The sequence below is a fragment of the Streptomyces sp. NPDC020996 genome, from assembly GCF_040641355.1.
GTDB lineage: Bacteria > Actinomycetota > Actinomycetes > Streptomycetales > Streptomycetaceae > Streptomyces.
Window position 1 is genome coordinate 1 of sequence record NZ_JBFADM010000033.1, and the last position, 13,727, is coordinate 13,727.

Below are 13,727 nucleotides of genomic sequence, written 5' to 3' on the forward strand. Positions count from 1 at the left end.
GTGCCGTGGCCCCCGGGGTGGGCCCCGGCGGGGGTGGTGATTCCTCCCGCCGCGGGGGCCCGGCGCCGGCGCTCGCGCGGGCCGGCGGCGTTCAGCCGGTGAAGCCGGCCGTGATCGAGGTGAACTGCCAGGTGTCCTGGCTGATGCCGGAGCAGTTGCTCACCACGCCGCCGCCCGGGCACGGCCGGTCGCGGTTGACCGACCAGAACGCGAGCCGCGCGATGTGATGGCTGTTGGCCCAGTCCCGTACTTGCGTCCAGATCGCCGGAGTGGTGTTCTCCTGCTGGTCGGACAGTCCGTTCATGCCGGAGATGCCGATGTGCGAGTAGGCGGTGGCGTCGTCCCAGCCGAACGTCGACTTCAGCTTGGCCTTCAGGCCCTCGGCCGCGTTCACCGTGTTGCCGTACATGTCGGAGCCGCCGCCGAAGTCGAACGGCATGATGGTGAACACGTCGATGTTCGCGCCGAGCGACTGCGCCTGCTCGATGAGCCGGTTGCCGTAGTACGTCGGGCCGGTGGTCGAGGTGCCGAACGTGACGATCGTCTTCAGGCCGGGGTTGTTGGCCTTGACGGTCTTCAGCGCGGTCAGGATCCTCGCCTGGACGGCCTCGTTCTCGAACTCGTCCGTGTTCTCGATGTCCATGTCGATCGCCTTCAGCGAGTAGGCGTCGATCACCTTCTGCAGGGCCCCGGCGAGGGCGCTCGCGGAGGAGCAGTTGGCGCCGAGCTTGCTGCCCTGCCAGCCGCCGAACGACGGGACGATGTCACCGCCCGCGGAGCGGATGGCGTTGATGGCGCTCTGGTCGGCGCCGCCGGTCAGCGGCCGGCTGCCGTCCCACGAGGGCGTGCAGCCGCCGGAGTCCAGCACGAACGCCATCGTGAACCACTTGACGCCGGTCGCGCTCATCACCGTGCTCGGGCTCGGCGGGTCGCCCCAGCCCTCGTAGAGGTAGGGCGCGGCCTGCTTGAAGGAGGTGCCGGTGCCGGTGCCCGCGTCGGTCGTCACGGACACGGAGTTGGACGCCCCGGAGCTGTTCCCGGCCGCGTCCCGGGCCTTCACTGTGAAGGTGTAGGCGGTGCTCGGCGACAGCCCGCTGACCGTGGCGCTGGTGCCGGAGACGCTGAGCACGTTGTTGGAGCCGCTGTAGACGTCGTACGCCGTGACGCCGACGTTGTCCGTCGAGGCGTTCCACGACAGCGACACGCTGGACGACGTCTTGCCGGTGGAGGTCAGCCCCGTGGGCGCGGTCGGCGCCTGGGTGTCGGAGCTGCCGCCGCCGGGGCCGTCGAGGCTGATGTCGTCGGCGTAGTAGGTGCCCTGGGCGTACCAGCCGTGGACGTAGATGGTGGCGCTGGTCTGCGAGGCGCCGGTCGTGAAGGACACCGACAGCTGGCTGTACGCCGACGGCGAGGTGGTCCAGGTGGAGGCGCCGCCGTTCACGCCGAGGTACACGTAGGAGCCGCGCACCCAGCCGCTGAGGCTGTACGTCGTGTTCGGCTGCACCGCGACGGTCTGGCTGCACTGCGCGTTGTCGCTCGAAGTCACCGCTCCCTGAAGGGCCTTGGAGCCGCTGTGCACGGGGGAGGAGACGACCGAGCCGAGGTTGCCGGTGCAGGTCCAGGGGGAGAGACCGCCCGACTCGAAGCCGGGGTTGGTGAGGATGTTGGCCGCTTGGGCCGTGCCGGGGAGGGCGATGGCGCCGGCGAGCGCGAGGGCCGCGGAGCCGAGCAGGGCGAGAAGCCGACGTCTGTGACGTCCGAGTGTGTTGCGCACGCGATCTCCCTGGGGAGTGGGGGTTGTTCGGGAGTGCACGGGTGTGCGGGAGTGCAGGGAAGTGCGAAGGTGCGCAACCAAAGTTGGTATGGACCAATCTCGGTGTCAAGATGCTGCACCATGATTGGTCCAGACCGGTATGAGGATGTGGCCCGGCACGGAAGCCGCCCGTCCGGCGGTGCGGGCTGCTACTGCCGGCCTCGCCTGTTCGACTGCCGCCGGTTCGGGGGCAGTCGCCCGGCCCACCGGGTTTGTGACCGTGTTGACGGTCGCGGCCGGCGACGAGGCCGCCTGCTCTTCGCCGCGGGCCACGCCGGCCTGGGATCCCGAACCGCACAGCCATACCCGCCTCCCGCCGTGGCCGCGTCAGTCTTGTCCACCGCTGACCACCGGATACGGCCCGATTCCAGATTTCCCGAAGGTTTTCCGCAGGTGCCCCCGGCACGGTGAGAACACGACACCCGGACCACCCGACGGTCACGAGGTACCACTCCAGGAAGCCGGTCTGTGGTCTGCAAGGGGTGTCCTCAACTCACGCGAACGGAGACATCACCCGTGCACATACGCACACTGCTCGCCGGCGTCACCATGGGCGCCGCCCTTCTCGCTGGTGGAATCACCGCGCCGGCCCAGGCGGCCACAGCCGGACCCGCGACCTCACTCGCTTGCTACAGCGAATCATGGAGGCCGTATGACGGAGGCTACGCCACCTTCGTCACCGGGAAGAACATCCCCATCCGCGCCACCGGCCCCTACGCGGACTGCGCTGCCACCTACGTTCCGGGTGGCACGGAGTTCAGCCTGGACTGCAAGGACTACAACGATCTCGGCAACCTCTGGTACCACGGGTCGGCGTGGTACAACGGCCGGGAGATCTCCGGCTGGGTGTACAGCGGCAACATCCAGAAGATCTACGAGTCGAACGGGGCCTGGTGCACCTGAGTCACCATCGTGCCTAAGGGCTCGTCGGCTTGCCGACGAGCCCTTCCGCGGTCCCCGGCTGTGGCAGGAGAGGGTCAGGCCAGCATGTCCTCGATGAGGTCGGCGGCGCGCGCGGTGCCGCCCTCGGCTCGGGCGCCGGCGCGCAGCAGTGCCGAGCGGCGGGCGACCTCCGGGTCGGTGACCAGGTCGTTCAGGGCCGCCCGCAGGGTCTCGGCGGTTGCTTCCGCGGTGTCGATGCGGCGGGCCACGCCCAGCTCCACGAGCCGGTCGGCGTTCATGAACTGGTCGGCGGCCTGCGGCACGGCGATCATCGGGACGCCTGCGAGCAGTCCTTCGCCGCAGCCGCCCATACCGGCGTGGGTGACGAAGGCGTCCGCCTGCTCCAGGATCGCCCGCTGCGGGACCCAGGAGTGCACCTCCACGTTGGGCGGGATGTCGCCGAGATCCCGCGGGTCGGTGTACTTGCCGATCTGGAGTACGACGTGCCAGCCGGGCAGCCTGCCGTAGGCCACCAGACACTGGCGGTAGAACTCCGGGCGACGGGTGTAAGCCGAGCCCGGGGAGATCAGCAGCACGTTCTCCGCGTGCGCCGGACGGGTCCAGCCGTCCGCGCCCGCTGCCGTGTCGAAGCAGGGGCCCAGGAAGGTCACCGTGTCGGTGTCGACCCGGTCGGCGTGCGGCTGCATCGCCCGGGTGATCAGGGCGAGGGTCCGCGACGGCCGGCCGGAGAAGGCGTCCACGTCGGTGGTGGACGCCCCGCAGCCGGTGAGCCACCGTGCGAACTTCGCGCGGTGGGCGTCGGCACCCGGCAGTTGCCGCAGGTGGACCGCGACGTCCTGGTCGTAGCCGTCCCAGGCCACGAACGTCGGCGACAGCTGCATGAGGGGGCGGTCCTGCGATTCGGCGAGGGCGCGCGCTGCGTAGGCGCCGATGTCGTACAGGTAGAGGTCCGCCGGGGCCTGGTCGTACGCGGCGCGCAACTGCGGCAGTGCCTGGACGGCGTTGTCGAGGAAGATGTCCATCGCGGCGATGGGGTCGTCCGGCCAGCTGTTGTCGGCGACCGGCAGCACGGAGGTGCAGGGGACGAGTTCGGCGCCGGTGGCCGTGATCAGGTCGGCCACCGCCGGGTCGTTGGCGTAGGTCACGCGGTGGCCGCGGGCCACCAGCTCGCGGATGATCTCAAGGCTGGGCAGGACGTGGCTGACGGCGGGGATGCCGACCATCGCGATGTGGGCACGGCGACGGGACATGGGTGATCACTCACTTCAGGTCTACGGGGAAAGGGACACGGCAAGCCAGTGCGCCGGCCCTCCGAGAGCCTCGAATGCAGGCGCGCACACGGGCACGCGGGGGAGGAGGCGGGGCGCTGCCCGACCGTGTCAGCCGTAGATCTGAAGGAGGAGGAACATGCCCGCGACCCTGGCCCACCGTCAGCTTCGGGGCACCTCGATTACCGTCGACCGCCGTCTGCAGCCCTGAGGGGTCGTGCGCCCGCAGGGGGACTCCCGCAGAGGCATCACACATTCGGGGTCTCAGGGGCGGCAGCCTCCAGGTCGGCGATGCTGCCCGACATGATCGTCCGCACGTGGTCGGTGATGTGCTCCGCGGGCCAGTCCCACCAGGCCACGGCTAGCAGCCGAGCGACGTCCTCTTCGCTGTACCGGGTGCGGATGAGCCGTGCCGGGTTGCCGCCGACGATCCCGTAGTCGGGTACGTCCGTGGTGACCACGGCGCCGGAGCCGATGATCGCTCCGTGTCCGATCCGCACGCCGGGCATCACCATCGTGCCGTGGCCGAACCAGACGTCGTTGCCGACGACGGTGTCCCCTCGGCCGGGCAGGCCGGTGAGCAGGTCGAAGTGTTCCGCCCACGAGCCGCCCATGGTGGGGAAGGGGAAGGTGGAGGGGCCGTCCATACGGTGGTTGGCACCGTTCATGATGAAGCGCACCCCCGTACCCAGCGCGCAGAACTTGCCGATGATCAGCTTCTCCGGCCCGTAGTGGTAGAGCACGTTGCGCGTCTCGAAGGCGGTCGGGTCGTCCGGGTCGTCGTAATAGGAGTATTCCCCGACCTCGATCAGCGGGGACTTCACCAGCGGCCTGAGCAGCACCACCCTCGGATGCTCGGGCATCGGGTGGAGGATCGTCGGGTCGGCAGGCACAGGCATGGGGAGTGCTCTCTCATCGGTGGCGGTCCGTGTCCGCTCCATGGTCGCGGCAGCGCGCCGTCCAGGCACACCCATTTTCCGCCCCCGCCGATTCACACCTGCCACCCGTCGGGCGCTGTCCGGGGCCGGAAGCGGGCGCAGCCCCACGGGAAGGTGAGATCGCGTCTCCCCGCGGGGCCGGCCGTGCGTCCCAGGGACAGCGTCCGACGAGCAGCCGCCCGCCGTGAGCGGTCGGCGGGCGTGGCGGTGGGCCTAGGCCGGTGCGGTGGCGCGGCTGCCGGTCTCCGTGACGACCGCTTCCGCCGTGGCCGTGGTGTCCAGGGTGCTCGCCGTGTCCGCCGCCGGGACGGGGGTGGCGGGCAGCAGCGGCTCCGTGTCCTCCGCGCGCTGCTGCGGGAGCGACACCGCGCGCAGCGGACGCGGCGCCGACACCACCGTGTAGTCCTGGCCCAGGAACGGCGGCACCATCTCGCCCGGGTCCTCGCCGAGCGCCAACTGCACAGCCGCCCAAGGGGCGTTGACGCCGCACAGCGACAGCTGGTGCAGTCCGCCGGCCGGGCGGGTGTTGACGTCCATCAGCACCGGCCGGTCGCCGTACATCCGGAACTGGATGTTCGACAGGTAGTGCAGCCCGAAGCCCTCGGCGATGCGCCGCGCCGGCTCCAGCCACTGCTCGTGCAGCGTGAACCCGCGCCGACGGCCGTTCTTCGTGCGGCCCACCGCCAGCCGGACCCGGTTGTCGGGGCCGGTGAGGCAGTCCACCGACACCTCCGGCTGCTCCAGGCGCGGCATCACCAGCCAGTCCACCGGCTCCTCGGCCTGCTCCAGCGCCTCGACGACCAGGTCGAGCGGCACGTACGGGCTCGGGAAGCCGTTCAGGTGCGCCAGCGCGAATGGGGAGCGGGTGACGACGCGGAAGCCGACCCCGCCCGCGCCGGACGCCGGCTTGAAGCACGCCTTGTGGCCGCCCGCCTCCAACTCGTCGACCGCCGCGACGAGTTCGTCCGCCGTGCGCACCCGCCACCACTGCGGCACGGGCACGCCGATCGCCTGGACCGCCTCGTAGGCGATCACCTTGTCCTCGAAGACGGCCACCGCCTGAGGCGGCGGCGCCAGCAGCGCCGTGCCGACGGCCTCGAACTCGGCGCGGTGTTCGACGATCGCCGCCTGCTGCAGCCGGGGCACGAACACGTCGATGCCGCGACGCCGGCACTGGGCGAGGGCGTACTCGACGTAGGCGGCCGGGGACAGGCCCTCCGGCTCCAGTTCGGCGGTGTCGGCGGCGGCCAGCACGGGAGAGTCCGCGTCCCCGTGCGTCGCATGGATCTCGACCGCGCGGTCGCTGGGATTTCTCCGCAGCTGATCCATGAAGAACACGTTCTCCGCGTACGTGCGGTTGAGCCAGACGCGTACGCGAGAGACCATGCAGGCCGCCTTTCACGGTAAACGGGCAGGGCGAAGCGGGCCCGTGCCCGGGCAGGGTGGTTGGAGGGTCACCAAACCGCCCCTGAAAGAAGGGAAAGGGCAGTGGTGTTGGGGCGATCATACGGCTTCGCGAGGGTCCGGCGTGCAACGTGCGTGTTACGGATTCCACGGCCGGTCCCACCCGGCCGGTCTCACCCGGTCGGCCCCACCGGTCGGCCCCACCGGTCGGCCCCACCGGCCGGGCCCACCCTCCGGGCAATCCGGGACACGGCCCCGTGACCTGTCGAGGCACCTTGTCCGGCAGCCGGGAATGTGTTGTCGTGGGGGCGGTCGCCCGCGCGGAGGCGTGCGGCCCTCAGACAGGTCAGTTCGTGGGCGCTCGGGCGAGCGCGGAGGGGACGACAGGTGACGTCGACGGCCGGTGGTGCCGGACAACTGCTGGCCATCAGCGACCTGCACATCGGCTACGCCGAGAACCGTGCCCTGGTCGAGGAGATGCGCCCCGAGTCGGACGAGGACTGGCTGCTCGTCGCCGGCGACGTCTCCGAGATCGTCTCCGACATCCGCTGGGCCCTGAAGACGCTCGCGAGCCGCTTCGCCAAGGTCGTCTGGGCGCCCGGCAACCACGAGCTGTGGACCCACCCGAAGGACCCCGTCACCGCGCGCGGAGTCGCCCGCTACGAGCACCTGGTCACCCTGTGCCGCGAACTCGGCGTCGTCACCCCCGAGGACCCGTACCCCGTCTGGGAAGGTCCCGGCGGCCCGGTGGCCGTCGCGCCGCTGTTCCTGCTGTACGACTACTCGTGGCTGCCCGCCGGATGCGTCACCAAGGCGCAGGGACTGGAGTACGCGCACGGCACCGGCATCGTGTGCAACGACGAGTACCTGCTGCACCCCGACCCCTACCCGAGCCGCGAGGCCTGGTGCCGGGCCCGGATCGCCGAGACCGAGCGAAGGCTCGCCGCGCTCCCCGCGGACCTGCCCACCGTCCTCGTCAACCACTATCCGCTGCACCGGCACCCCACCGAGATCCTGTGGCACCCCGAATTCGCCATGTGGTGCGGGACCGCGGCGACCGCGGACTGGCACCGCCGGTTCCGCGTCGAGACCATGGTCTACGGCCACCTCCACATTCCGCGGACCACCTGGCACGAGGACGTCCGCTTCGAGGAGGTGTCCGTCGGCTACCCGCGCGAGTGGCGCAAGCGGCAGCAGCCGCCGGGGCGGCTGCGCCGCATCCTGCCGAAGGAGGTCGAAGCCGGGTGATCGAGGAGCTGCTGCCGGACACGGTGGTCGTCGTGGAGGCGCACGGTGACGACGGGAGCGAGCCCGCGCCGCTGTACCCGGAGGAGGCGGCGGTGGTGGCGAAGGCCGTCGACAAGCGCCGCCGCGAGTTCGCCCTCGTGCGCTCCTGCGCCCGCCGGGCCATGGAGAAGCTCGGCGTGCCGCCGCAGCCCCTGCTGCCCGGCGAACGCGGCGCCCCGGTCTGGCCGCCCGGCGTGGCCGGCAGCATGACCCACTGCGCCGGCTACTGCGCCGCCGCACTGGTCCGCGCGGGCGACCTGGCCTCCCTCGGTATCGACGCCGAACCGCACGGCCCGCTCCCGGAGGGCGTCCTGGACGCCGTGGCCCTGCCCGCCGAGGCGGCCCGGCTGCGCCGCATGACCGCCGAGCGCCCCGACGTGCACTGGGACCGGCTCCTGTTCAGCGCCAAGGAGGCCGTCTACAAGGCGTGGTTCCCCCTCACCGGGCAGTGGCTGGACTTCTCCGAGGCCGACATCGAGGTGCACACCGACCCCGGCGACCGGCTCAGCGGCGGATTCCGTGCCGCGCTCCTCGTCCCCGGTCCGCTGGTCGGCAGCGGGCGGGTCGGCCACTTCGAGGGCCGCTGGACCGTCCGGCGCGGACTGGTGGCGACGTCGGTGACGGTGCCGCACCCGGTCTGACCGTCACCGTCACCGCCACCGCCGGTGCTCACGGCTCCGGGCACCAGCCGCGCAGCAGGCGGAAGAACTCCTCCTCGTTGCCCGTCAGGCCCGCCCGCTCCAGCGCCTGTTCGGCCTCGGCGAGCACCGACGGCGGGACGACGGGTGGCCGGTGGGAACCGGGCGGAGCGTCGAGGGAGGCCCGTACCGTGTGCAGCAGCCGCAGGTAGGCCTGGACGGCGGTGCGCTCGTGGTCGGTCAGAAGGGCTGTGGGCATCGGTCGGCTCTTCCTGTCGGCGTCGTCGGTCGCGCACGCCCCGCGATGAAGGGGTGCGACTCCAGCTTGCCGTCCACCACTGACAATCGGTCCGGGCCGCCTGCGCGGTCCGTCCGCTCGGCGGAGATCAGGACTGGGGGCCCAGGTAGCCCAGGGACGCCTCGATCCGGCCCGCGAGGTGGTCGCGCTGCACCGGCGCCCGCAGGGACGAACCCACGAGCCAGGTACGGCATCTGCTGGCCAGGAGGAGGCCGAAGGCCTCGGCCTCCTTCTCGTCGGCCAGGTCGAAGCGGCTGCGGGCGGCCACCTTGCGGACGGTGGCCTGGAGGTCGGCCTCGTCGTCGAGGAGGCGGGCGGCGACCTTGGCGCCTTCGAGGTGGTGGCCGCAGTGGCCGGCCTTCATGTGCCACAGTTCGTGGCCGAGGATGACCAACTGGTGGTCGGGGGCGGTGCGTTCCTCGATGACCACGAGGTCCTGGTCGGCCATGTCCAGCCACAGGCCGCTGGCGGTGCCGGTGGGGAAGGCGGCCGTGCGGAAGTGGACGGGGCGGCCGCGGCGCCGGCTCATGGCGTGACAGAGGGCGCCGTACAGGTCCGCGGGGTGCGCCGGCGCGGGGAGGTTGAGTTCCGCGACCAGTTCGCCGCACAGGCGGCGCATTTCCTTGCCGATGCCCACAGTTATCCCCCGGCTCACGACTCGGGCCGCTTGACGCTCTCCAGGAGCATGTCCAGCCACTCCGCGACCTTGTCCCGGTGCTGGTCGGTGGGCAGCTGCGCGGCCCGCCAGGCGATCCCGCGGACGCCGTGGTCCTGCAGCAGGCGCTCCAGGGGATCCTCGGAGGCCGCGGCCGCCTCTCGTTCGGCGAGCTTCTGCAGGGGTTCCTGCTCGGTGTGTTGCAGGGCGCCCGCGAGGGCCTCGGGATCCTCGGCCGTGAGGAAGCCGGCGTGCACCCGGAAGAAGCGCTGGATGGCGTCGCAGTGCTCCATGGTGGGACGCCGGTCGCCGTTGATGAGGGCGCCCGCCTGCTGGCGGGACATGCCCGCGCCGTCGGCGATCTCCTGCTGCGTGTACTTGCGGCCGTTGGGCTTCAGGCGGGTGCGCCGCAGCAGGTCCAGGCGCTGCAGGAAGCGGGCCTGCACATCCGGTTCGCCCGCGGGACGGCCGCCGAGCAGGGCCTTGACGACCGGCTCGGGCACGCCGGAGGCGACGGACAGGCGGGCGGTGTCGAATACCTGCGAGTGGGGCACGCCGAGCCGGTCGGCTAGCGCGGTGACGCGAGCGACGACGGCCGGCAGCGCAGCGGTCGCCGCGGTGCCCGGACTCTCGAAGTCATCCGTCACCGACCGATCTCCTACGTTTCTCACAGGCTTCTCACAAACGGTTGCCGTGAACTCGACGGAGATTACAGGTCGTTCGAACCCACATCCAGGTCTCGCCACAACTGTGGCCAATTTCAGCCGTCAACGAGCAGTCAACAGGCGTGGAATGCCACGATAGTTGACACGGCTCGTGTGGTGGCCCCAGGATCAAGGCGCCGCGTGAAGGCCGCATAGGCAAGAGGGGTGACCTCCCGATGGCATTTCAGGCAGGAGGGCAGCGGTCGGCACCGCGGCCCGTCCCCGTGAGTCTCGAGGCCCAGGCCTATCTGCAGGACTGCGCCGTCCTCCTGGAGGCCGTCCCCCACCCGTCCGTCGTGCTCGACCACCGCTGGGACGTCGTTCTGTCCAACAGCGCTTTCGCGTCACTTTTCCGTGAGGTGTCCCCGCATCCGACGGCCATGCCCGGCGACAACTTCCTCCGTTTCGTGCTGTTCCACCCGGACGCGTGCACCGTCCTCGGTGAGCACGAGTCGAGCTGGTGCCTGCCCATGCTGGCGCACTTCGCGGACGCCGTGGAGCGCCACGGCCATGATCACGGGCTGCAGGCCATCCGGCGGGAGATCGCGCAGGACCCCCTCATGGAGGCCGCCTTCCGGCAGGGGCTGCCGCACTGGATCCGCGCGGTCGGCGAGCGGGCCGTCCGGCACGACGGCGCCGTACGGCCGGTGACGCACCCCGATCCGCGCTGGGGCGCCACGGACTGCCGTGTAATGGATGAGACGACGCGGACGCTGGAGGAGATGGGGTACACGCGGCTGACGCTGGTGCTGCGGGAGGCACGGCGCGACCGGTCGCGGGGCCGCACGGCCCGCCCCACGGCCGCTCACCTGAGGGTGGTGCCGGCCCCCGAGGTCTGACGGGCACCGTCGGCGTTCAGGTCGCCGACGGCGCCTTGTCAGCACGGCGGTCTCAGCAAACGGCCCCGGCACAGTACGACGGCCTCGGCAGGCGGCATCAGTACGGCTGTCCCGGCGCCGGGCGCCGTCAGCGCCTGCCGCCGTCAGCGCCTGCCGTGACACTGGGCGCCGTCACGGCTGGCCGCGACGCCGTCCACCGTCACGGTCGGCCGCGACGCCAGGCACCGTCACGACGTCCGGGTCGCCGTCCACCGTCACGACGTCCGGTACGCCGCGGTCACCAGGACGAGCGGGACGCCCCGGCACGGGACGAGCCGCAGCCCGCCGAAGCGCGCGGGGCGCGAGCGCTCCAGGACGGCGGCGAAGTCCGGTCCCTTGACGAGGGAGCCGGCCAGGTGTGCCGGGTCCGCGGACGCGGCGACCCGGCCACGCGCGTTCACCAGGTACGCGGGTCCGGGCAGCCGGCGCAGCAGGGGCAGCACGGCCGCCTCGAAGTGGCGCAGGTACACGTCGGCCGCGGCCACGCCCACGAACCGGCCGTCCACCTCGACCGGCGCGGACAGCGTGAGGCTGTACTCGTCGGAGCAGAGGTAGTCGACGTAGGGGCCCGCCACCGCGCGGCGGCCGGTGTCGCGGGGCAGGGCGAACCAGTCCCAGTGCGTGTAGTCCGAGTACGCCGACCGGCTGGGGTCCAGGTCGAGCAGCAGGGGGCGCACCTGGCCGTCGGCGGTGGTCTGCCACCACTCCAGCCAGGCCGGCACGTCGCCGAGCAGACCGGGCGCGGCCACGAAACCCGCCCCGGAGACCAGTTCCTGCCGGGTCAGCCGCAGGTGCAGGCCGGGCCGGAGCGCGGCGAGGTCGGCGGTCGCGGGACGGCGGTGCCGATCGGCCACCCGGGCCAGCAGCGCCGTCGCGTCGGCGCGGGTCTCGGCGACCGCGTCGAAGACCGCCTCCAGCGCGCCGCCGACCCGCGCCGCCACCTCTGCCTCGGTGGACGCGTCGAGCGTGGCGGCCGGCGCTCCCACGAGGCCGGGGCTGGTGATCATGGCGCCCTCCAGCGGACGAGGACCGGGCGCGGCGCGCGGCTAGAGGGACAGGCGAAGGGCGATGAGTCTCGCCGTCGACTCCAGGACGCACCGCTCGGCCAGCTCCCTGGCCGATTCGTGCGCCCCATCTTGCACGGCCGAGATTACGGACCGGTGACGGTCGGCGGCTTCTTCACGATATTCGTCGTCCCCGAGCACAAGGCACAGCAGCGCCCCGATGTCGGTCTGGAGGGCCACCTGCTCCCGGGTGAGCCGGGCCGACTGCGCGGCCGCCGCCAGTTCCACATGGAAGCGGCCGTACACCCGGCTGCGCGCCGCCGCGTCCTCGGCGCCGGCCAGCTCATCGACGCTGCGGCGGAGCTGGGCGAGGTCGTCGGCGTCGGTGCGCTGCGCGGCGAGGCGGGCCGCGGCGCCCGACAGGGCCGCCCAGTGGTCGCCCAGGTCGCGCAGTTCCTCGGTGCTCCAGCCGCGCAGCCGGACCTTGAGGCGCTCCTCGCCGGGAAGTTCGGGCAGGGAGACGAAACTGCCGCCGCCGCGACCGCGGCGGGTGGTGACCAGGCCCTGCTGGCGCAGCGCCATCAGCGCCTCGCGCAGGGTCACCGTGGACACGCCGAGCTGCCCGGCCAGCTCGCTCTCGCCGGGCAGTTGCTCACCGTCGGCGAGCAGGCCGAGTTCTATGGCGTCGCCGAGGCGCTGGACCACGGCCTCGACGCGCGCCCGCCCCTCGACCGGCGCGAAGACGGCTCTGCGGGCGCCGCCGTCGATCGATTGCTTCACGGCCACCACCTTGTGCGTTGACTCAAGCTTTACCCTAAGGGGGCCTTGAGGTTTGAACTATGACTTCATATGTTTCACGTCAATAGGTCAACGCACCAGAACGCCAGAAAGGTTCCCGCTCATGGAGGGAAGTGCGATCCGGCTACAGGATCTGCGGAAGTCGTTCGGGGAGACGACCGCTGTGGCCGGGGTCGACCTGGAGATCCGGGACGGAGAGTTCTTCTCGATGCTCGGACCCTCCGGCTCCGGCAAGACCACGGTGCTGCGCATGATCGCCGGATTCGAGACGCCCACCGGAGGCCGGATCGAACTCGCGGGCAAGGAGGTCACCCGCCTCGCGCCCTTCGAGCGGGACGTGCACACCGTCTTCCAGGACTACGCCCTGTTCCCGCACATGACCGTGGAGCAGAACGTCGCCTACGGCCTGAAGATCCGCAAGGTGCCCAAGGCGGAACGGCTGGTGCGCGCCCGCAAGGCCCTCGCCGAGGTACGGCTGGACGGCTTCGGCCGGCGCCGGCCCGCCCAGCTCTCCGGCGGCCAGCGCCAGCGCGTCGCCCTCGCCCGCGCCCTCGTCGGCCGCCCCAGCGTCCTGCTGCTCGACGAACCCCTCGGCGCCCTCGACCTCAAGCTGCGCGAGCAGATGCAGGTGGAGCTCAAGGCGCTGCAGCGCGAGGTCGGCATCACCTTCGTCTTCGTCACCCACGACCAGGAGGAGGCGCTGACGATGAGCGACCGCATCGCCGTCTTCCACCAGGGCCGCATCGAACAGGTGGGCACCCCCGCCGAGATATACGAACGCCCCGCGACGGCCTTCGTCGCCTCCTTCGTCGGCACCTCCAACCTGCTGGCGGGCGAGTCCGCCCAGCGCGTCGTCGGCGCGCCCGGCACCTACAGCATCCGCCCGGAGAAGATCCGCGTGCTGAAGGAGTCCGCCGAGACCGACGAGCCGGAGCAGGCCGGCGCCACCGGCACGGTCGCCGAAGTCGTCTACCTCGGGGACGCCACCCGCTTCCTCGTCGACCTGGACGCCGGCGGACGCCTCACCGCGCTCCAGCAGAACCTCGAGACCTCCGCCGAGGACGTCGCCGCCTACCGCGGCACCCGGGTCCGCCTCCAGTGGCACCGCCGCCACACCGTCCACGTCCCCGACTGAACCC

Annotated in this window: 14 protein-coding genes; 5 read left to right on the top strand and 9 right to left on the bottom strand. The window is 71.7% G+C overall.

What is annotated here, in order from left to right:
- Nucleotides 1–91: 91 nt before the first annotated feature.
- Entirely contained in the window at nt 92–1,774 is a 1,683-nt protein-coding gene (locus tag AB0G63_RS22100) for a carbohydrate binding domain-containing protein (protein WP_360752780.1), read from the bottom strand.
- A 555-nt stretch (nt 1,775–2,329) separates the two neighbouring features.
- Here AB0G63_RS22100 and AB0G63_RS22105 point away from each other — a divergent pair.
- Nucleotides 2,330–2,716, top strand: coding sequence for a hypothetical protein (locus AB0G63_RS22105; RefSeq protein ID WP_360752783.1), 387 nt, complete (start codon nt 2,330–2,332; stop codon nt 2,714–2,716).
- Between the two features lie 74 nt (nt 2,717–2,790).
- Here AB0G63_RS22105 and AB0G63_RS22110 read toward each other — a convergent pair whose 3' ends face one another.
- The 3 genes from AB0G63_RS22110 to AB0G63_RS22120 all read right to left on the bottom strand — a co-directional run bounded on the left by AB0G63_RS22110 (nt 2,791) and on the right by AB0G63_RS22120 (nt 6,308).
- Nucleotides 2,791–3,966: a macrolide family glycosyltransferase gene (locus AB0G63_RS22110; protein WP_360752786.1), complete on the bottom strand. Its 1,176-nt coding sequence runs from the start codon at nt 3,964–3,966 to the stop codon at nt 2,791–2,793.
- Nucleotides 3,967–4,232: 266 nt separating this feature from the next.
- Nucleotides 4,233–4,883 carry a CatB-related O-acetyltransferase gene (locus tag AB0G63_RS22115; protein WP_360752789.1) on the bottom strand — a complete coding sequence of 217 codons (651 nt, stop codon included), beginning with the start codon at nt 4,881–4,883 and terminating at the stop codon, nt 4,233–4,235.
- Between the two features lie 252 nt (nt 4,884–5,135).
- A complete protein-coding gene (locus AB0G63_RS22120) occupies nt 5,136–6,308 on the bottom strand; it encodes an ATP-grasp domain-containing protein (protein ID WP_360752792.1) in 1,173 nt (390 codons plus the stop codon).
- Between the two features lie 405 nt (nt 6,309–6,713).
- Between AB0G63_RS22120 and AB0G63_RS22125 the strand changes: the two genes are divergently transcribed.
- Both AB0G63_RS22125 and AB0G63_RS22130 read left to right on the top strand, forming a co-directional pair.
- Nucleotides 6,714–7,574, top strand: coding sequence for a metallophosphoesterase (locus AB0G63_RS22125; RefSeq protein ID WP_360752795.1), 861 nt, complete (start codon nt 6,714–6,716; stop codon nt 7,572–7,574).
- Nucleotides 7,571–8,254, top strand: coding sequence for a 4'-phosphopantetheinyl transferase superfamily protein (locus tag AB0G63_RS22130; RefSeq protein ID WP_360752798.1), 684 nt, complete (start codon nt 7,571–7,573; stop codon nt 8,252–8,254). The genes AB0G63_RS22125 and AB0G63_RS22130 overlap by 4 nt, the downstream gene beginning before the upstream one ends.
- A gap of 28 nt (nt 8,255–8,282) precedes the next feature.
- Here AB0G63_RS22130 and AB0G63_RS22135 read toward each other — a convergent pair whose 3' ends face one another.
- From AB0G63_RS22135 to AB0G63_RS22145, 3 genes are all read right to left on the bottom strand, one after another.
- Nucleotides 8,283–8,510, bottom strand: a complete 228-nt coding sequence (locus AB0G63_RS22135) for a hypothetical protein (RefSeq protein WP_360752801.1) — start codon at nt 8,508–8,510, stop codon at nt 8,283–8,285.
- A gap of 127 nt (nt 8,511–8,637) precedes the next feature.
- Entirely contained in the window at nt 8,638–9,168 is a 531-nt protein-coding gene (locus tag AB0G63_RS22140; RefSeq protein ID WP_360752978.1) for a toxin-antitoxin system, toxin component, read from the bottom strand.
- A 32-nt stretch (nt 9,169–9,200) separates the two neighbouring features.
- The gene (locus AB0G63_RS22145; RefSeq protein ID WP_360752804.1) at nt 9,201–9,851 is read right to left on the bottom strand and encodes a helix-turn-helix transcriptional regulator; all 651 of its coding nucleotides are present in this window, start codon (nt 9,849–9,851) and stop codon (nt 9,201–9,203) included.
- A gap of 233 nt (nt 9,852–10,084) precedes the next feature.
- Between AB0G63_RS22145 and AB0G63_RS22150 the strand changes: the two genes are divergently transcribed.
- The gene (locus tag AB0G63_RS22150; RefSeq protein ID WP_360752806.1) at nt 10,085–10,747 is read left to right on the top strand and encodes a hypothetical protein; all 663 of its coding nucleotides are present in this window, start codon (nt 10,085–10,087) and stop codon (nt 10,745–10,747) included.
- 254 nt (nt 10,748–11,001) lie between these two features.
- On the opposite strand, the gene AB0G63_RS22155 is transcribed toward AB0G63_RS22150, so the two are convergent.
- Nucleotides 11,002–11,793, bottom strand: a complete 792-nt coding sequence (locus AB0G63_RS22155) for a cache domain-containing protein (protein ID WP_360752809.1) — start codon at nt 11,791–11,793, stop codon at nt 11,002–11,004.
- Nucleotides 11,794–11,832: 39 nt separating this feature from the next.
- Nucleotides 11,833–12,579, bottom strand: a complete 747-nt coding sequence (locus tag AB0G63_RS22160) for a GntR family transcriptional regulator (RefSeq protein WP_360752812.1) — start codon at nt 12,577–12,579, stop codon at nt 11,833–11,835.
- A 112-nt stretch (nt 12,580–12,691) separates the two neighbouring features.
- On the opposite strand from AB0G63_RS22160, the gene AB0G63_RS22165 reads away from it, so the two are divergent.
- Entirely contained in the window at nt 12,692–13,723 is a 1,032-nt protein-coding gene (locus tag AB0G63_RS22165; RefSeq protein ID WP_360752814.1) for an ABC transporter ATP-binding protein, read from the top strand.
- The last annotated feature ends 4 nt before the right edge of the window (nt 13,724–13,727 follow it).